The sequence below is a fragment of the Sphingomonas soli NBRC 100801 genome, assembly GCF_001591025.1.
GTDB classification, from domain to species: Bacteria; Pseudomonadota; Alphaproteobacteria; order Sphingomonadales; family Sphingomonadaceae; genus Sphingomonas; species Sphingomonas soli.
In genome coordinates, this window is the sequence record NZ_BCTZ01000013.1 from 208,986 (window position 1) to 225,449 (window position 16,464).

The 16,464-nt window shown below is 64.0% G+C and carries 21 protein-coding genes and 3 pseudogenes; 13 read left to right on the forward strand and 11 right to left on the reverse strand.

Translation table 11 applies throughout. From position 1 onward, the window contains the following. Positions 1–120: 120 nt before the first annotated feature. Positions 121–897 carry a hypothetical protein gene (locus SSO01S_RS10285; protein WP_066798589.1) on the reverse strand — a complete coding sequence of 259 codons (777 nt, stop codon included), beginning with the start codon at positions 895–897 and terminating at the stop codon, positions 121–123. 43 nt (positions 898–940) lie between these two features. Next, complete coding sequence (locus SSO01S_RS10290; protein ID WP_157073727.1) at positions 941–1,621, reverse strand: hypothetical protein; 681 nt, start codon at positions 1,619–1,621, stop codon at positions 941–943. Between the two features lie 47 nt (positions 1,622–1,668). Between SSO01S_RS10290 and SSO01S_RS10295 the strand changes: the two genes are divergently transcribed. Then, entirely contained in the window at positions 1,669–2,436 is a 768-nt protein-coding gene (locus SSO01S_RS10295; RefSeq protein WP_066798591.1) for a hypothetical protein, read from the forward strand. 43 nt (positions 2,437–2,479) lie between these two features. Then, entirely contained in the window at positions 2,480–3,061 is a 582-nt protein-coding gene (locus tag SSO01S_RS10300; protein ID WP_066798592.1) for a hypothetical protein, read from the forward strand. A 27-nt stretch (positions 3,062–3,088) separates the two neighbouring features. On the opposite strand, the gene SSO01S_RS10305 is transcribed toward SSO01S_RS10300, so the two are convergent. The 3 genes from SSO01S_RS10305 to SSO01S_RS10315 form a co-directional block, all read right to left on the reverse strand. Further along, complete coding sequence (locus tag SSO01S_RS10305) at positions 3,089–3,322, reverse strand: hypothetical protein (protein ID WP_066798593.1); 234 nt, start codon at positions 3,320–3,322, stop codon at positions 3,089–3,091. Between the two features lie 155 nt (positions 3,323–3,477). Beyond that, on the reverse strand, positions 3,478–4,407 hold the full coding sequence (locus tag SSO01S_RS10310) for a hypothetical protein (RefSeq protein WP_066798594.1): 930 nt from the start codon (positions 4,405–4,407) through the stop codon (positions 3,478–3,480). Continuing rightward, positions 4,404–4,997: a hypothetical protein gene (locus SSO01S_RS10315; RefSeq protein WP_066798595.1), complete on the reverse strand. Its 594-nt coding sequence runs from the start codon at positions 4,995–4,997 to the stop codon at positions 4,404–4,406. The genes SSO01S_RS10310 and SSO01S_RS10315 overlap by 4 nt, the downstream gene beginning before the upstream one ends. Positions 4,998–5,059: 62 nt before the next feature. On the opposite strand from SSO01S_RS10315, the gene SSO01S_RS10320 reads away from it, so the two are divergent. Continuing rightward, positions 5,060–5,797 carry a hypothetical protein gene (locus tag SSO01S_RS10320; protein WP_066798596.1) on the forward strand — a complete coding sequence of 246 codons (738 nt, stop codon included), beginning with the start codon at positions 5,060–5,062 and terminating at the stop codon, positions 5,795–5,797. 62 nt (positions 5,798–5,859) lie between these two features. Further along, positions 5,860–6,723, forward strand: coding sequence for an alkaline phosphatase family protein (locus tag SSO01S_RS10325; protein WP_066798597.1), 864 nt, complete (start codon positions 5,860–5,862; stop codon positions 6,721–6,723). Positions 6,724–6,773: 50 nt separating this feature from the next. Here SSO01S_RS10325 and SSO01S_RS10330 read toward each other — a convergent pair whose 3' ends face one another. The 3 genes from SSO01S_RS10330 to SSO01S_RS10340 all read right to left on the reverse strand — a co-directional run bounded on the left by SSO01S_RS10330 (position 6,774) and on the right by SSO01S_RS10340 (position 9,732). Then, positions 6,774–7,415: a hypothetical protein gene (locus tag SSO01S_RS10330; RefSeq protein WP_157073728.1), complete on the reverse strand. Its 642-nt coding sequence runs from the start codon at positions 7,413–7,415 to the stop codon at positions 6,774–6,776. 120 nt (positions 7,416–7,535) lie between these two features. After that, positions 7,536–9,062 (reverse strand): tyrosine-type recombinase/integrase, encoded by a 1,527-nt coding sequence (locus tag SSO01S_RS10335; RefSeq protein WP_066798599.1) that lies wholly within the window; start codon positions 9,060–9,062, stop codon positions 7,536–7,538. A 319-nt stretch (positions 9,063–9,381) separates the two neighbouring features. Next, complete coding sequence (locus tag SSO01S_RS10340; protein WP_066798600.1) at positions 9,382–9,732, reverse strand: hypothetical protein; 351 nt, start codon at positions 9,730–9,732, stop codon at positions 9,382–9,384. 57 nt (positions 9,733–9,789) lie between these two features. Here SSO01S_RS10340 and SSO01S_RS10345 point away from each other — a divergent pair, with 57 nt between their 5' ends. The 3 genes from SSO01S_RS10345 to SSO01S_RS17265 all read left to right on the forward strand — a co-directional run bounded on the left by SSO01S_RS10345 (position 9,790) and on the right by SSO01S_RS17265 (position 11,063). After that, positions 9,790–10,485, forward strand: coding sequence for a GIY-YIG nuclease family protein (locus tag SSO01S_RS10345; protein ID WP_066798601.1), 696 nt, complete (start codon positions 9,790–9,792; stop codon positions 10,483–10,485). Further along, the gene (locus SSO01S_RS10350; RefSeq protein ID WP_157073729.1) at positions 10,452–10,802 is read left to right on the forward strand and encodes a hypothetical protein; all 351 of its coding nucleotides are present in this window, start codon (positions 10,452–10,454) and stop codon (positions 10,800–10,802) included. The genes SSO01S_RS10345 and SSO01S_RS10350 overlap by 34 nt, the downstream gene beginning before the upstream one ends. A gap of 84 nt (positions 10,803–10,886) precedes the next feature. Next, the gene (locus SSO01S_RS17265; protein ID WP_083942962.1) at positions 10,887–11,063 is read left to right on the forward strand and encodes a DUF3606 domain-containing protein; all 177 of its coding nucleotides are present in this window, start codon (positions 10,887–10,889) and stop codon (positions 11,061–11,063) included. Positions 11,064–11,069: 6 nt separating this feature from the next. Here the strand turns inward: SSO01S_RS17265 and SSO01S_RS10355 are convergent, their stop codons facing one another. Continuing rightward, the gene (locus tag SSO01S_RS10355; RefSeq protein ID WP_066798603.1) at positions 11,070–11,447 is read right to left on the reverse strand and encodes a hypothetical protein; all 378 of its coding nucleotides are present in this window, start codon (positions 11,445–11,447) and stop codon (positions 11,070–11,072) included. Between the two features lie 183 nt (positions 11,448–11,630). Between SSO01S_RS10355 and SSO01S_RS17900 the strand changes: the two are divergent. The 3 genes and pseudogenes from SSO01S_RS17900 to SSO01S_RS10370 form a co-directional block, all read left to right on the forward strand. Next, a pseudogene (locus SSO01S_RS17900) lies at positions 11,631–11,837 on the forward strand (potassium channel family protein); the annotation flags it as partial. Positions 11,838–11,954: 117 nt separating this feature from the next. Continuing rightward, on the forward strand, positions 11,955–12,602 hold the full coding sequence (locus SSO01S_RS10365; RefSeq protein ID WP_157073730.1) for a DUF6088 family protein: 648 nt from the start codon (positions 11,955–11,957) through the stop codon (positions 12,600–12,602). Further along, positions 12,599–13,651 carry a nucleotidyl transferase AbiEii/AbiGii toxin family protein gene (locus tag SSO01S_RS10370; RefSeq protein ID WP_066798604.1) on the forward strand — a complete coding sequence of 351 codons (1,053 nt, stop codon included), beginning with the start codon at positions 12,599–12,601 and terminating at the stop codon, positions 13,649–13,651. Before SSO01S_RS10365 ends, SSO01S_RS10370 begins: the two co-directional genes overlap by 4 nt. 117 nt (positions 13,652–13,768) lie before the next feature. Here SSO01S_RS10370 and SSO01S_RS10375 read toward each other — a convergent pair whose 3' ends face one another. Next, positions 13,769–14,074: an ArsR/SmtB family transcription factor gene (locus tag SSO01S_RS10375; protein ID WP_245646720.1), complete on the reverse strand. Its 306-nt coding sequence runs from the start codon at positions 14,072–14,074 to the stop codon at positions 13,769–13,771. Between the two features lie 10 nt (positions 14,075–14,084). Then, a pseudogene (locus SSO01S_RS10380) lies at positions 14,085–14,663 on the reverse strand (efflux RND transporter permease subunit); the annotation flags it as partial. 132 nt (positions 14,664–14,795) lie between these two features. Between SSO01S_RS10380 and SSO01S_RS10385 the strand changes: the two are divergent. From SSO01S_RS10385 to SSO01S_RS10395, 3 genes and pseudogenes are all read left to right on the forward strand, one after another. Next, a pseudogene (locus tag SSO01S_RS10385) lies at positions 14,796–15,722 on the forward strand (MBL fold metallo-hydrolase). A gap of 33 nt (positions 15,723–15,755) precedes the next feature. Beyond that, entirely contained in the window at positions 15,756–16,028 is a 273-nt protein-coding gene (locus SSO01S_RS17910) for a hypothetical protein (RefSeq protein WP_066798607.1), read from the forward strand. A gap of 5 nt (positions 16,029–16,033) precedes the next feature. After that, positions 16,034–16,360 (forward strand): GAF domain-containing protein, encoded by a 327-nt coding sequence (locus tag SSO01S_RS10395; protein ID WP_369404248.1) that lies wholly within the window; start codon positions 16,034–16,036, stop codon positions 16,358–16,360. The last annotated feature ends 104 nt before the right edge of the window (positions 16,361–16,464 follow it).

Below are 16,464 nucleotides of genomic sequence, written 5' to 3' on the forward strand. Positions count from 1 at the left end.
CCGGGGGCGTTGCGGGGGCCGGCCCCCGCAGAAGGGGTATGGCGAGACCAAAGGCTCGCCATCAGGGGAAGCCCTTCCCCTTTCCCCTCCCCTTCCGGGGACCTGCCAGTCGCTAGATCGTCATCCCTTGCTCGGCTCGTCTGGCGGCCGATAGCTGAAGTCGGTCTTCATCTCGGCGTCGAACGACCAGTTCTGCGTATCGAGCGAGTCCATGAACCCGCGCACCTCGCCTGAGGTGAAGAAGCTTTCAGGCTCGAAGCGGAAGGCGCCGACGAGGTCGGCAAAATCATCGTCGTCGAAAAGCGCGTTCAGCTCGAGATTCAACCGCTCCGAGGCCTTGAGATAGGCGCGTTCGGTAAGCGCTTGCGCATGTTCCAGCAGACGGTGCAGGGCATAGGCATCCTCGGCGCGCAGCAGGCGGCGCTCGTTGGGATAGCTGATCCCCATCCTGTCGTCGCCGAGCACGAGCACGACGCGATAGTCTTCCCATGAGCCGCCGGAGACATAGTGCGCGAAATGCTGGTCGCGAAGCGCGAGGATGCGGGCATGCTCGGCGCGGAGATCGTCCGGCAAGTTCCCGCGCAGGTCGAGGGTACTGCGGTCGCGTCCCTGGCTGTGGACCGCGCGCGCATAGAGGAACAGCGGAGTCACGAAGAGCGAAGAACATAGCAGCCCCTCGGCTTCGGTGGCCGGCACGCCTTGCTCGCGCTTCGCCGCGATCGCTGCCTGCTGCTCCGACAGCAACTGCATCGTGGCGAGCGCACGGTGCAGGTCGAAGCGGATCGACACCATGGAATGGGCATTACGCACCAGCTTAGACAACAGCTTGTAGCGCGGATCGCCGCCATAGGCGTCCACGAAACTGCGCAGATCAATCAGCAGCGGCGCGTCCGGCATAGCGAAATTCAGCGCCTGACGCGGCAGCTGCGCTTCGCCGCGCTCACCGGGGAGCGGCGATCTGCAGGTCGAGCCTCGCGATCTGGGTCCGCAGCGACTGGACCCATTGCTGCTGCGCCTCGCGCAACTTGCGATAGGCCTTCTCCACGTCGCTCACGCATTTGGTCGCTTCGACCTTCGCGGCGGCACACCGCGCCTCAATAGCCGCCCACTCCTCATCCGAGAAATTGTTGTCCTCGTCATGCTGGTCATTGATATCGGCCCAGTGCGCATCGCCCGCGGTCTCGACCAGACGGGCAAGCGCGGACTTGAGCTCGGACTTGCGCGACTCGATATCGGCATGCTCGGTGTCCTTCAGGATCACGAGATACCAGTCGAGCACGCCGTTCATCGCGCCTTGCAGGTGATGGGCGTCCTCGGTTCCGAGTTCGAGCGGCTCACCCATCGGATCGCTCGTCGCCCGGCTGGCGAAGGACAAAGGGTCACGGATCGACTTCTCGACCCTGTCATACCGCCGCAGCGCATCGCGCAGCAGCGTCGCCAGCGTCTCGCGGTGAGAGATGCGCGTCTGGAGATTGCTGTCCTTGAGCTGGCGCCAGACCGGAATGCCGGCAATGACGGCGACGCCAATGGCGACGATGCCGGTCAGCAGCGTCTGGAAGTCGTAGATGAAACAGCCGATGCTGCTCAAAATACAGTGGCTAGTCTCGCTGCAGCTTGTCATGCCGTCTCCTGCTGGACGCAATAGGGCCAAGGGAGGGGAGTGAACAGATGGGTGGCAACAACTTTGGCCTGACCGACCGCGACTATGCGGTGCTGCTGCTCGGGGATGCCGATCTCGATGCACAACTTCGCGCCATTCACAGTCTTTTGCGCCGGCACGCCGAGGCGGACGCCGCGCTTCAGGAGGAGATTGGCGAGCTTGCCAAGCGCGCCAGCGAAGCCTCGGGCGAATATGGCATGCATCTGGAGAATAGCTGGGTCGACGAGATGCACGGCACCGTGTTCCAGGGTGCCGCCCACTCGGCCTCGGCGATCGGAATGCTCGCGCCGTTTCTCGAATCGCTGTTCGTCGGAATCTTCGCCGGCATCCGGGATATCGAGGCGCCGGTGCAACCCGTCACGCTCACCGGCACGCGCGCTGCGCACGCCGCCGACCCGGACTTCTGGGACCCGCACCTCGTGTTCAACGCAGCCGGGAAGAAGAGCACGAGCGTGCTGCGTGGCATCGTCGAACTGGTGGAGGCCACGGGCCTCACGCCGCATATGCCCGCCGACTATGCGAAGACCCTCGGCGCGATCTTCGGGTACCGGAACAAGATGCTGCACCACGGCTTCGAATGGCCCCAGCTGGAGCGGACCAACTTCGAAGCGACGATCGTGCGGGAGGGCTGGCCGAGCGACTGGTTCGATCGCTCGCTCACCAATGGCGAGACCTGGATCATCTATATGAGCGACGTGCTGATCCGCCACACGCTGAGCCGGATCGACGAGATGCTCGACGGCATCGGCGCCTTCATCCAGGCACGCTATCCGTGAGAAGCCTGGCCCGCAAAGCGCCCCGGAAAGCGCAGTCAATCCGATGACCGACCCTTCCGATATCGTCGTCCGGTTCGAGCGCGAGCCGCTGCAGCTGCCCTGGCCGGCGAACGGCAAAGCGGGCGGATTCCTCACATTCGAAACCGGCGCCGCCTGGCGCGAATTCATCGCTGCGCTCGGCATCGACTCGCGCATCCCCGACATCGTGCAAGCCAAGTTCGACCGCGCACAGCGCCTCTATATGCTGGGATGGATCGACTTCGCCACGATCAAGGCCGGCGAACTCGCCGCATTGATCGCCCTCGAAGTGGCACTGATGGACCGGTACGGCGGCGCCTACTCCAAGCGCAAGCGCAGCTTCTCGACGCTGCTTGTCCATATGGTGGAGGCCGATGGGTTGACCGACGCGCACATCCCGATGTCGGTACGCTGCGGGGGAAGCGCCATCGGCCAGCTGACCGGCGACGTGCATCCGACCCTGGCCGAACGTCGCAACCTGCTCGCGCATGGCGACCCGTTCGACGGCTTCGCAACCGGCGGTTTGCTCGAGCTGGTGCGGGACCTGATCAACTATGCCTATCGCGGCTTCATCGCCGAAGCGGCCGCGCTCGGCCGGCACGCATGACCGGTCCCGCGAGCCGCCCCAAGCGGCTCAGCCGATGCGCAGTACCATCAGGTCGACGAGTTGGCCCGGCCGATCGGCGCAGACATGCTCGAGATGGATCGCATAGCCGTCGCCCGCATTGGCACGAACCCGGCGCACCAGATTCTGGAATGAGGCAAGGTCCGCGTCGCGATCGCTGGCCGGACTGAGCGAGGCGCCACCATCGGTCTGCTTGAAGATGAAGTTCCCGCCGCCCTCAACGAGCTCATCGATAAACGCCAACGCTGATCCCCTTCCGGCCCTGTTTCATCCTGTCGCGGGCCCCTGTCCAGGGGCTTGTCGGACACCCGGTGGTGCAGCTCGGACCTCGCGAGGAGCGCGGCTGAGGACGCGGTTGCCGGGGGCGATTGATCCAGACGACAGCCTTTGTCCGCGAGCTAATCGGCATCGAGCGGCGGCGCCGCTGGGTGGCGGTACAACCGATCGCTAGGGTCCGGGCCTCCCCAGTTCCTGAAGCTGGCGAGCACATCCAGCAGCGGATGGTCCTCGACCGCAGACGGCCGGTTGAGATCAGAGTAGAGATCTTCCGGCGGGCGATTGTGGAACAGGTGGCACAGGCTGTTCGCCAGCACGTCGGCCGCCACGACGATAGGATCTTCGTCGCCCACCGGCGTGATGGTCAGGTTTTGAACCGTGGTCGCGACCTCAAGCGCCGGCGGTATCTTCGCTTCGAAGCGCATCTCCGCGCTCACCACCGCCTTGGTGACCGTGTCGAAGCCGGTCGCGGTGCTGGTCCGCGGACCCGTGTGGAGCAACTCCGCTGCCTCTTGCCGGAACAGCTTGGCGATCGGCGCATCGACATTGTCGGTGCGCACGACGATCTCGACCGGGCCTGGCCGGCGCTCCTCGATATAAGCCACGATATGGCTGTAGAGGCCGGTGAACAGCATCGCGTGGAGCGACTCCGGCTTCTCGCGCGGACTGCCGATCTTGACCCTTGGATTGGGGTTCCGTGCCGCCATGTCGGTTCGCGTATCGGAGAGGATTTGCTGGGTCATCCGGTGGAAGTTGTGGAAACCCGCGACGTGGATCGCATACCAGAAGCACGGCAGGTTCAGCTCGAGGATCGCGGCGAATATGTCCGCCCGTAAACCGTGCTGCTGCTCGGGCGGCAGGTCGGTGATGTGGAGTTTGCCGTCGATGCTCCGATAGGGCGCGATTGCTGCTTCGAGCCGCAGCTCCGCGGCAGCAAGGACTTCTTCGGGCACGAACACGCCCGCGAAGACACCGACCTCGCCGGGGTCCTGCTCGTCCTGGTCAGCATAGCCCTTCGCGCCGGATTCGTCGCAGGCAAGAATGATCTTCATTGGCGATCGATGTCCTTAGCCGTCCGGGCGGCACCGGTGAGCGGCGTCGACAGGATGATGGTTTCATGCGGCCCCGCCGGTGCGCGCCCGAGGACGTGCAGCGCATTCAGGTAGCGGTGCCGCTGGTGCCCCTCGACGATGACCAGTCGCACATCGGGCAACAACTCACCGCCGTCGATGACGCCGAACGGCGTAGATAGGAGCACCATGGGATAGTCCCAAGTGCCCTGGTCGAGCGCGACGGCCGTCGGATGACGATCCGCACCGCCGCGTCGCTGGAAGGTGTCATAGTCGAACTGGGGATGCAGCTCGCCACCAAAGGCCCGGTGAATGGCGGCCAAGAGCTGCTCACCGGTCCAGGCCCGCCGTTCCCATCCAAGGCTGTCGAGCGGCAGGAAGCTGAACGGGGAATAGGTCCAGTGCTTGTAGATCCATTGCTCGCACAGGTCTTCGGGCAGGTGCGCCAGCACCGGCCGATTGCGCTCCCACCAGCTGTCGAAGCTCTCCTTCTCGTGCGTGTATTCACCGATCGGGCGAAGCGATTCCGGCCAGGCGGTCGGCGGCACATGATCCAGGTCGAAGGGCGGCATTGCCTATCCATAGCGGGCAGGCGCATGACCGGAAGCCAAATCGATATGCCGGGAGAAGCAGGTTGGACGAAGAAAAGGGTCGCTGGGGAATCTGGATCGACGTCGAAGGATTCAGCAACCTCTGGAGCGCGGGCGATCTGGCTCTGCGCGGGCTCGGCCAGCTCACCAGCCTGATCTTCGAGATCGGAAGGAAATGCTATCCGCGCGACGGCGAACGTCTCTTCGCGCACCAGGTCGGTGACGGCTTTTATATCGCCAGCGACTTTCATGAGGTGAGCCTGGACCGATGCGCCGCTTTGGCGATCTTCCTGATGCGCGGCATGACCGAGATCGGATGCGTCGCGCGCGCCTCCATCGCCGAGGGGGACTTGGCCGACTATAGCGGCTGCCGGCCCCGCGAGGTGCAGGCCGAGGCGCACCGCAACGGCGATTCGGACGTGGTTTCGCTCGGCGACGGGCTGATGACCTTGCAGGCCATCATGGGCCAGGGTCTGATCAATGCCGTGGCGCTCGACAAGCTGACCAACACCAAGGGCGCGATCGTGACCATTGAGGCCGCCAAGGTCGGCCGGCTGTCGTCTGGCTTCATCTCCCGAGCGCTGGAAGAGGCGCCTGCGATCATGGCGATCGATTGGGTCCATTCCACGTCTCCGCGGATCGACGAGATCGCCGAGCGTACGGGCTTATCAAGCCCGTCGCCGGAGACGCTCGCCCGCCGGCTCATCGACTATGTCGCGCAGCACAGCTTGCAGCCGAAATGGAGCAATCCGACGTTCCGCTATGCCGGTGTCGGCGACTGATCGCGATTGAGGGAGCGGGTTCGGGCTCCCATATCCGGCCCGGCCAGACATAGGGGGAAGAAGTGTCCGAAGCGAAACGCAGATCCGCTGAGCGCGCAGCGTCGCACGCGCCGCTCGACCAGAAGCTGCGCGATCTCGGCGTCGATACGGGCGCGTTCGGCTTTTACGACCAGCCCGCCTTCATGGCCCAGGAGGCGCTCGATCGGCGCTTTCTCGACAATTATGCGCTGTGGGTCCAATCGCGGCCGCGCAGCGCCGACGACGACGCGCGCGCCCGGGCCATCGTGCCGCGCCTCGCCGCGTTCCTCGCGGACCTGTTCGAGCAGGAGGATATGCAGCGCAGCTGCGTCCATGTCTCGTCGATGATGCCGCGCATCCTCGACCGGCTGGGCGTGTGGAGCTTCGCGCTCAAGGGTTCGATGATCATGTCGGTCCCCGCCAAGGACATTGTCAGAGCCCAGGCCGTGAAGGACCTTCCGGCCACTCCGGGCCAGGAGATCGGACACTCCTGGGTAGTAGCGCCGCCCTTCGTCATCGTTGATCCCACCATCCGCCTTCAGAACCCGCCAGGCGATGCCATCAATGCGTACATCCCGCCTATCGTCGCGGTGGAGGACGCGCCGCTGACCAAGCCGACGGTCGACGATGTCGTCAGCGTAGCGCTGCGCGCGCACACAGCCCGGCAGGAGGGCCGCGAGGACAGCCAGCTCCATCACCGCGCCGTGCCGCACTTGCGCGAATTCGGAAGGGAATTTCCGAGCCGTCAGATCACCATCGGCCAATTGCGGGTGCGGTACGTCCCGGTCGCGGTCCGGATTAGCGATGTGCCGCTTGAGCTGATCAACGGCGGCGGAGACAGGCTGCGCGGATCCGAGGTCTGGAACGATTATGTCGCCAAGGCCTTTGCGGAATATATCGTCGGCTAGCCGGCCCGGCGATCTCCTCGCCCAAGGGGACAGCTTTGAAGGCTCTGCCGTCAGGGCTTGGGCTCATGGTTGGCCGGGGCATAGCGGCCCCACCTGCCCCAGGGCAGCGAACGCAGTCCGTCCTTTTCGACAAGGTCGGCGCATTCGCGCATCATGTCGGCGACCGCCTTCCAGCGCGGGCGGTCATTCTTGGCGTAATAGACCAGGGCCGCGGCGCCGGTGGCGATCCAGACCTCGCCGACATCCCATATGAAATCCATCTTCCGGCGGCCGGCGGGAAGCGCATAGTCCTTCATGTCCCAGAACCAGCGGTTGAAGCTGGTGTAGAAGTCCTTCCGCCAGGAATCGCTTTCCCAATAGCGGGCATGCTTCACGTCCGGCACCCGGGGCTCGCCTTCGGCAGGAGCCTGCAGCTCCGCAATCTCGGGCTCCGACCAGTCGGGCTCCGGCTCTTCTCCTTCCTCCGGAGGACCGAGAAGGTCCCGCACCACACGCAAGACTTCTGCGACCTCCTTGCGGTAGTCGGTGGCGGGCTCGAACCGATCGTGGGTGGAAAGCAGCCCGGCGACGCTCTGCTTGAGCATCGCGAAATAGACGGCGGCTTCGTTGTCTCCGGGATTGCGGCCCCAATGCTCCTCGACGACCCGGTCCATCCAGACCGCCACCACATCATCGAGTGATCCGTCTCTCACCAGCTTTTCTCCGATACTGACTACAAATGGTTTCGTAGCGGCTGAATGCCATCGTCGAAACGGCTGGCGGAAAGCGGATGTGGGATCGTGCGTGCCGGTCACCGCCGGGGGCCAGTCAGTTCACGCAGCCATGGCCTGCAATTCGCGCCCCTGGGACTTCGCCCAGGCAGTCAATGCGTCGGCCGAATAGACGATGCGGCGCCCGATCTTGCGGAAGGCGGGGCCGGTCCCCATCCAGCGGTAGGTCTGCATCGTCCCGACCGTGAAGCCCAGCAACAAGGCTGCGGCGCGCGTGTCGAGCCACTGCGTGCGGATTACCGCGCCGAGCACCGGGTCGGACGGAAGGGATTCATTTTCGGAATCGACCGCCCAATAGGCTTCGAGCGGATCGCCCGGCATGGTGTCGTTGGCGGCCACTACTTCGAGACCCTCGCCAAGGCACCGTGCGATCTCGTCGGAGATGCGCTCGGCCGCCGACTTGAGCGGGTGATCGGACAAATGGGTGTAGCGTTCGGTCGTCTTGGCGCTGCGGTGCCCGAGCAGCGCACCGATGATCAACATGCTGTCGCCCGTGGCCGCGCCGATCGAGGCGAAGCTGTGGCGCAGGTCGTGGATGCGCACGTCCTCCAGGCCGGCGGTTTTCCGGATCCGGACCCATACCGCCTGCAGGTCGGTGACATGGGTGCCGTCCTTCTTGCCCGGCAGCAGATAAGGGTTGCCTTCCACCCTCGGCACCATCGCGATGATCCGCATCGCGGGTCCGCCCAGATGGACGACCTTGGCGCCCGTCTTCGAATCCGGCAGACGCAGGCAGCGATGATAGCGATCGATATAGCTGTGCTTCAGCTTCAGGATCTCGTTCTTCCGGCAGCCGGTAAGGACCAGCAGCCGCAGCGCCGCGATCGCGTACTGGCTTTCCACGCCGAGCGATGCGGCAGCGGCCAGTGCCTCACCCAGCCGCGCCAGCTCGGCGGGCGAGAGGAACCGCTCCATCTTCTTGCCGGGAAATTTCCGGACGCCGATGGCCGGATTGTCCGGCCGCAGCTTGCGTTCCACTGCCACGCCAAGCATCGCACTTATGGTCGTCACGCACTGGTTCGCGGCGCCTTTCCCGCCGCGCACGCGCGACAGTCGCCGATGCCCCTTTTTGAGGGTTCGGGCGGTCTTGCCGGCCGCGATGTCCCGCAGCATCTGCTCGATATCGCTCCGCTCGATCTTGGACACCCGACGCTTGCCGAGCAGCGGCAGGATGTGGTTCTCGATATTGTTACGCGCCTGCCGGACCGAACTCTCCTTCGCGGTAAAGAGAGTCTCGTTCAGATAGATCTCGCTAAGATCGGCGAGCGTGAGTTCTTTACGCTCCGCAATCTTTTCTTGCTGCGGGTCGATGCCATCTACAATCTTTCCCAAAAGGCTCTGCGCCTCGCTACGCGCGGCTTCGGGCGTCCAGGGCGAGCCGTGCGGCCCGATCTTGAACCGGCGCTGGCGACCCTCGATGCGGTACTGAAGCACATAGACCAGCTTGCCAGCGGGAGATATTCTCAGCCCGAAACCAATGACATCGCTATCCCAAAGGAAGCGGTCGGTGCCATCGGCCGAGAGGCCATCGACGATGCGCTTGGTGATTCGAACGCGCTCGGTGGACATGCTATACTACTCCAACCCGACCTCAGCCTTCCGAGAGCATCCGAAATTTGGAAGCAGATTGGAAGCAAGAGTCAGAATATCGTGGGTTAAAGTTTCGCGTTGTCGGCTATCTGAGTCAAGAAAAAATGACTGAAATCGTAGGTTTGGATAGATTAGCGCAAGTAAAAAAGCGTCTTGGTAAGGCTGAGGTCGTGAGTTCAATCCTCACCGGCAGCACCATCATTTCAATGACTTAGCGACATTTCCCCGGCAGGGGTCCGCTCGGGGTAGCACCGGGGCAGCACGCGCGGCCATGTGATACCCACGGTCGCAGCGGCCTTCATTTCGTGATGCGAAGATCGGCGCGCATGGACGTCTTCAGGTCTTCGTGGGCGGCATCCCGGCCCGCGCGGTCACTGTTGGTTTCGACAATGCGGCGAATCGCGTCGCGCACCGGCTCGGGGGCGACTAACTCGCACCGCATCTGCCAGTATGCGAACGCCTTCGCTGCTTCGTCGCTGCCTTCGACCGCCGCACGATGATAGGCTTCCAACAGCCCGACATATGCGGCCTGCTTCTCTTTGAAGCGACGTTCGTCTTCCTGCGATCGTCGCGACAACCAAGCCTGAACAAGCGCGGTGACGATTGAGCCGAGCCCAAATGCGGTGAGAAGCGGGATTAATTGCGACATGCCCACACTCTAGCGACGATCGTTGCCCGTAGCGATGCCACGCTTATAACTGTGACGATGCGGGATCAGATTGTTGCCGAGATTAAGCGAATTGCTGCTGCGACCGGCAAAGCGCCCGGCCGCACCCTGTTTGAGCGCGAGACGGGTATTCGAACTTCGCAATGGCTCGGCATCTATTGGGCACGCTGGGGCGATGCAGTTCGAGAAGCCGGTTTGACCGCCAACGATCTTCAGGGCCGCACCGATAACGACTTCATTCTTGAACAGATAGCGCACGCTGCACGGCACTTCGAACGTGCGCCGACGTATGCGGAACTGCGGCTCTACGCACGAACCAATGAGGGCTTCCCCGCGCATAGCACCATCTTCAACCGCTTCCCGGCGAAGGATGACATGGTAGTCGCGTTGCGCGAATGGATCGGCGACAAGCCCGAGTTCGCCGACGTTGCCGCATTGCTGCCCGAGCCGAAACCTGATCGTGCTGCACCCCGGCCAACGCCAAAGGGCGCTGACGGCCATGTCTATCTTCTCAAATCCGGCGATCACTTCAAGATTGGCCGCAGCGACGAATTGGAACAGCGTGTGAAGGAAATTCGCGTCGCGCTACCGGAAGCTGCGGCTCTTGTTCACACGATCCGCACTGACGATCCGCCCGGCATTGAAGCGTATTGGCATCGGCGGTTCGCCGACAAGCGCGCCAACGGCGAATGGTGGCACCCGTGCAGAAGCGTGTTTCCCCTGACGAGCTGCTGATTTGTCACGTCGTGGCGGGACGCTACCTGCATCAAGCGAAGCTCGCGGAGTTCGTGGCATTGCCGTTTTCTGACATCGTCACGACCGCCTGGCTGGATCGATGCGAGCTTCCGGCGCAGTTGGTGACGCCGCGGCTTACAGTGGGCGAAATCCGCAAGGCGGCTACGACAACGGCGGCGGGTTGGACGCGCGTCCTCAGGGTGCTCGAGGCAGCGAGGAGCGCGGTGTCCTCCGCCGCATCGGCGACTGTGCGGGATTTCCTGCAGGTTCTCCGCAGCCAGATCGGGCCCGAGGCTCTCCAGACGGGTAGGGATTGAGGCCCGCCGTTCGGGCTGGCGATGGACGGGCCTGGGGGAACCTACCGAAATCTCGACGATTCAGCCTCGCGAAGGAGAGAAATCATGAGCGACAACAAGGCGCTGCGCGCGCCGCAGGATTCCTCGCGCATTGCCATGGGCGAGGATTATGAAGTTGCCTATTGGACCGACAAGTTCGGCGTCGGCCGCGACCGGCTGCAGGAGGCGGTCGATGCTGTCGGCAATGGCGCCGATGCAGTGGAGGCATATCTGAAGCGCTGACCTGGCTCAGAACCTGATCGCCGGGAACCCAGTGAACGGACGCAGTTCGCATTGCAGGACCGAGCGGCTCTCGATCCCGCGCACCACCAGCTTCGCTAAGAGCAGCCCGGTCTCGCGGTCGATCGTCACGGAATAGGCCTGGACATCGAAGATCGGGGTGGCGATGTCCTGCAGGGTTATCACGGTCGGTTCGATCTTCGCGATCGCGATCGTCGAAGTGCATCGATCGAGGCACCATCGCCCCTTCTTGAGATCAATCCGGTAGGTCTCGCTGGTCTGATAGGTTTCAGGCGCGCTGTAGGGGTCGGCGGGATTATGGAGATAGGTCGTCCCGGTGCACAGCAGGTTGAACGCACTCGCCGCGACGATGAGCCATCCAAGCATTGGGTCCTCCTTTTAGAATGCGGCCTCATGGGCCTGGACCTCCCCGCTGCAGCTGTGACCGGTTCGGCGGGCTGCTGCAGTACGCAACGACCCGGAACGTTCCCGGCCATGCGACAAGCTCGGAACATTTTCCGGGCTGATACGCAGCTTTGCGTATCGGCTGGCCGGGCGGGAGCGGCGATGCTCGGAAGCTTCGAGGGAGCGCTGTACTTCTCGACCTCGACCTATACGACGATCGGCTATGGCGATGTGGTGCTGCCGCGCGGCTGGCGCGTGTTCGGCGCTATAGAGGGCGCCAACGGCATCATCCTGCTGGGCTGGTCGACGGCCTTCTTCGTCTCGGTGGTCGGCCGCATACGCTTGATGGAAATCGAAGCCCGCGAGCGCTGAGCTGCGGATATTGTGCAGCCAAGTCCTCGGCGTCAGCGAGTCTTGTCCGAAATTTGTTGTTGTTTTTCGGACAACCTATTATGTGCTGCGTCCGAAATATGTAGGCAAATATCGGACATGGACACGCCTGACCTCAAGACCGGGATCCTGCAGCGTATCGCCAAGGCGAAGCCGCGCATGGTGTGGACACCCGCCGACTTTCTCGACCTCGGCGGCCGCGACGCTGTCGACAAGGTCCTGCAGCGCCTGGTCAAGGCCGGCGACCTGCGGCGCATCGATCGCGGCCTCTATGACCAGCCGGCCGTCAACAGCCTGACCCGCCAGCCAAATGCGCCGGACCCGCGCCAGGTGATCGACGCGATTGCGCGGCGCGATCAGATTCGGGTGCTGGTCGACGGGATGACGGCCGCCAACGATCTCGGCCTCACCAATGCGGTGCCGTCGAAGATCGTGGTCCATACCGATGCGCGGCTGCGCTCGGTCCCCCTCGGCAACATGATCATCACGTTCAAGCCGACCGCGGCGAGCAAGCTCTATTGGGCAGGCCGCCCGGCGATGCGGATCGTGCAGGCGCTGCACTGGCTGCGCGACACGCTCGGCGACCCGGACGGCCTGGACGACCTCAGGCAACGGCTCGACGACCTGCTGCACAGCGGCCCCAATGCCGCCAGGATCCGCAACGACCTGCGCGACGGGCTGTCGACCCTGCCGGCCTGGATGCAGGATTTCCTCAAACCCCTGCTGACCGCGAGGCGCGCTGCATGAACCCCGCCTATGACACGATCCTGTCGGCCGATGCCGAGACCCGTGCCGGGCTGTTCACCGCGACCGCGCAGCGCATCGGCACCACGCCGCAGAATGTCGAGAAAGACTTCTGGGTGTGCTGGACGCTCGACGCGCTGTTCAACGGGCTTCCCGACGGCCCGCGCCTGCTGTTCAAGGGCGGCACCTCCCTGTCCAAGGGGTTCGGGCTGATCCGCCGCTTCTCGGAGGATATCGACGTCACGGTGTTCCGCGACGATCTCGGCGAAGACTATTCGGTCGAGGATCTGCAGGCGATGACCGGCAAGAAGCGCGAAAAGGCGCTCGATGCGATCCGAGAGGCATGCGAGGCCTTCATCAACGGCGCGATGCTCGACGGTCTCACGCAGATCGCCGCGGATGCCTCGGAGCGCTGCGGCATCGCGCCCGGCCAACTGAAGATCGTGCCCGACGCCAAGGACCGGCAGACGCTGCTCGTCAAATATCCGACCGCGACCGAGTTCGACGCCTATATCCCCAAGGCAGTGAAGATCGAGTCCGGCGCGAAGTCGGCGCTCGACCCGAACTCGATCCGTTCGATCCGCCCGTATCTGGAAGAGGATGCGCCGGGTCTCGATCTCGAAGTGCCCAACATCACGGTCGTCGATGCCGAGCGGACCTTCTGGGACAAGGTCGTCATCCTGCACGGCCTGCGCCACTGGTACGAGTCCAAGGGCGTGCTGCGCGGCGGCGGCAACCGCATCTCGCGGCACTATTACGACCTGCACGAGCTGATGCAGTCGCCACTCGGCGCGCAGGCGATCGCCGATCCCGCGCTCGGCGCCGACTGCGTCGCGCATGCCCGCATGTTCTTCAACCGCCCAGCATTCGATCTGGCGAGCGCCGTGCATCCAACCTTCGCGCTCATGCCGGAGCGCGAGATGTATGACGCGCTCAAGCTCGATTATGCAGCGATGTCGGGCATGATCTTCGGCACCGCACCCGGCTTCGAGGCCGTCACCGAGAGCATCGCCGAGCTCGAAAGACGCGTCAACGCCGCCGCAGCCAGTTGAGCGCATCCCTAGGATTCGAACATGGTACAGCTGCCGGTCACCAAACGCCCTAACTTCGGCCGTTCAAGCGGTCCGCGGAGAATCCCGAAATCCGTCGTTCGTTAAGATGCCCGTCCGCTACGCCTCGGCTTCGGACGCGCAAAATACGCCGTGGAGTGCTTCAAGCACCCGCGAAGCGCCCTCATGGGCAATCGAGTAATAGAGCGTCTGACCGTCTCGCCGAGCCGTCACGATGCGATCCTTACGCAGCAGCGCAAGCTGCTGCGACACCGCGGCGTCGCGCATGCCCGTCAGGCGCACCAGTTCGCCAACCGGTTTCTCCCCCTCCCAGAGATGGCGGAGGATCATGAGCCGGCTGCGTCCCGAGAGTGACTTCAGCAACTCCGATGCGCCGTCGAGCGCGCCAAGCATGTCTTCTTTCACAGCTCCACAGCTATGCAGGCGATGGTTCGGTTGCAACCCGGCCATCGTCGCGCAGCACCACATAAATCGCGGGGATCACGGGCACGGTCAGCAAGGTCGAGGAGGCGAGGCCGAACAGCAGCGAGATCGCCAGGCCCTGGAAGATCGGGTCGGTAAGGATGACGCCCGCCCCGATCATCGCCGCCAGCGCGGTGAGAAGGATCGGCTTGAACCGGATCGATCCGGCCGCGATCAGCACCTCGCGTAGCGCCTTGTCCTTCACCTGGGTGTGGCGGATGAAGTCGACGAGCAGGATCGAGTTGCGCACGATGATCCCGGCGAGCGCGATGAAGCCGATCATCGATGTCGCGGTGAACGGCGCGCCGAAGAGCATGTGGCCGATGACGATGCCGACCAGCGTCAGCGGGATCGGGGTCAGGATTACTAAGGGCAGACGGAAGCTGCGGAACTGCGCGACGACCAGGAAATAGATGCCGAGCAGCGCTGCGCCGAATGCCGCGCCCATGTCGCGGAAGGTGACCCAGGTGATCTCCCACTCCCCCTCCCAAAGCAAGGTCGGCCGACTCTCGTCCTCGGGCTGGCCGTGCAGGCTGTCCGCCTTCGCCGGTCTCAACATGATCCAGGCGGCATTCTCCGGCTGGTGCCCGGCGGCGATGCTGTTCAAGGCACTCGGCCTGCGTGCGGGCAACGCGTTTCGATGAGCGCCGCCGCCTGCTGTCCGATCCGCGACGAAGCGCTAGAGCAAGCGAACACAGTGGTTGCCGCTGCGCTCGATGCGCCGGCGCTTCGCCCCCAGGTGCGCGCATTCTTCGACGACGCGACGTTCACGGCAAGCTATGTCGTGCATGATCCCGCAACGCGCCGCGCGGCAATCATCGACTCGGTGCTCGACTATGATCCGGCAGCGGGGCGGACCTCGCACGCCTCGGCCGAGGCGATCCTGGCTTATGTCCGGGAGAACGCGCTGAGCGTCGACTGGCTGCTCGAGACGCACGCGCACGCCGATCATCTCTCGGCCGCGCCCTGGCTCCAGCAGCGCCTCGGCGGCAAACTGGCGATCGGCCGCGCGATCACTGTCGTGCAAGAGACCTTCGGCAAGCTTTTCAACGCGGGGACCGAATTCGCGCGCGACGGATCGCAGTTCGACCGGCTGTTCGACGATGGCGACAGCTTCGCGCTCGGCAATCTCCAAATCGCCGTCATTCATGTGCCCGGCCATACTCCCGCCGACCTCGCCTATGTCATTGGCGATGCGGTGTTCGCCGGCGACACGATTTTCATGCCCGACTACGGCACCGCGCGCGCCGACTTCCCGGGTGGGGACGCGGCGCAGCTCTATCGCTCGATCCGCCGGCTGCTCGAGCTCCCTCGCCAGGCGCGGCTGTTCCTGTGCCACGACTATAAGGCGCCGGGCCGCGAACGCTTCGCCTGGGAAACGACGATCGGCGCCGAGCGCGACGCCAACATCCACATTCACGATGGGATCGGCTAGGCGGAGTTCGTCGCGATGCGCACCACACGCGACCGAACGCTCGACATGCCGAGGCTCCTCCTGCCCTCGGTGCAGGTCAATATGCGCGGCGGCCACTTCCCCGAACCCGAGGCGAACAGCGTCCGCTACCTCAAGATTCCCGTCGACGCGATCTGATCGCGTCCGTCAGCAAGCAAAGGCATCCCATCAATGGCACATAAGCCACTCGCTCCCGGCATCGGCATCACCACCCAGCTCACGCCCGAAGGCATCGCCGCCGCCAAGGCGGCAGGGTTTCCCTTCGCGGCCGTTTCGGTCGTCGACCGATCGCGACTATGGCTTGCGGTTTCCTACGGCTTCGATCCGCGGGAATTCACCCGGCCCGACAGTTTCTGCGACGCAGCGATCCAGGTTCCGGGCTTTGCACCCCTTTGCGTGGCCGATGCGTGGACGGAGCCCCGTTTCAATTCGCTCCGGCCGTGATCGAGATGAACGTGCGCGCCTATTATGCGGCGCCTCTGGTGTCCAGCGGCGGCCATGCTCTGGGCACGCTATGCCTCCTGGACCAGAAACCTCGCACCGCGGACCTGGGCACGCTCGAACTATTGTCCTCTCTCGCCGCAGACGCGGCAGCCGTGATCGGCCGGGAAAGAAACGCGCTCGCCTATTCCGAACACGCCATTGCGGAACTCTGCACACGGATTCGCTTTGCGATCGGCGAACAAAACGACGCAGAAGTTGCTATTCTCGATGCGGAGCTCCGCCGGCTCGAAGCAAAGCTGAACCCGCAATGGCAGTCGGGGCGGTCCCAATAGGGTCAGGATCGCGGCATATCAATGCGCAAGACGCAGATTCTCGCCGTGCCGCCAGGCGGTGACACGCTTCCCGAAGAGCTGCGGAAAATCCTCATAGATGACGG

Excerpts from the sequence above, each read along its gene's own strand:
- SSO01S_RS10355 (WP_066798603.1), bottom strand. The coding sequence starts at position 11,447 with ATGCTTGGATGGCTCATCGTCGCGGCGAGTGCGTTCAACCTGCTGTGC.
- SSO01S_RS17910 (WP_066798607.1), top strand. The coding sequence starts at position 15,756 with ATGGCACATAAGCCACTCGCTCCCGGCATCGGCATCACCACCCAGCTC.
- SSO01S_RS10300 (WP_066798592.1), top strand. The coding sequence starts at position 2,480 with ATGACCGACCCTTCCGATATCGTCGTCCGGTTCGAGCGCGAGCCGCTG.
- SSO01S_RS17265 (WP_083942962.1), top strand. The coding sequence starts at position 10,887 with ATGAGCGACAACAAGGCGCTGCGCGCGCCGCAGGATTCCTCGCGCATT.
- SSO01S_RS10285 (WP_066798589.1), bottom strand. The coding sequence starts at position 897 with ATGCCGGACGCGCCGCTGCTGATTGATCTGCGCAGTTTCGTGGACGCC.
- SSO01S_RS10345 (WP_066798601.1), top strand. The coding sequence starts at position 9,790 with ATGCGGGATCAGATTGTTGCCGAGATTAAGCGAATTGCTGCTGCGACC.
- SSO01S_RS10335 (WP_066798599.1), bottom strand. The coding sequence starts at position 9,062 with ATGTCCACCGAGCGCGTTCGAATCACCAAGCGCATCGTCGATGGCCTC.
- SSO01S_RS10290 (WP_157073727.1), bottom strand. The coding sequence starts at position 1,621 with ATGACAAGCTGCAGCGAGACTAGCCACTGTATTTTGAGCAGCATCGGC.
- SSO01S_RS10370 (WP_066798604.1), top strand. The coding sequence starts at position 12,599 with ATGAACCCCGCCTATGACACGATCCTGTCGGCCGATGCCGAGACCCGT.
- SSO01S_RS10310 (WP_066798594.1), bottom strand. The coding sequence starts at position 4,407 with ATGAAGATCATTCTTGCCTGCGACGAATCCGGCGCGAAGGGCTATGCT.
- SSO01S_RS10315 (WP_066798595.1), bottom strand. The coding sequence starts at position 4,997 with ATGCCGCCCTTCGACCTGGATCATGTGCCGCCGACCGCCTGGCCGGAA.
- SSO01S_RS10365 (WP_157073730.1), top strand. The coding sequence starts at position 11,955 with ATGGACACGCCTGACCTCAAGACCGGGATCCTGCAGCGTATCGCCAAG.
- SSO01S_RS10295 (WP_066798591.1), top strand. The coding sequence starts at position 1,669 with ATGGGTGGCAACAACTTTGGCCTGACCGACCGCGACTATGCGGTGCTG.
- SSO01S_RS10340 (WP_066798600.1), bottom strand. The coding sequence starts at position 9,732 with ATGTCGCAATTAATCCCGCTTCTCACCGCATTTGGGCTCGGCTCAATC.
- SSO01S_RS10395 (WP_369404248.1), top strand. The coding sequence starts at position 16,034 with ATGAACGTGCGCGCCTATTATGCGGCGCCTCTGGTGTCCAGCGGCGGC.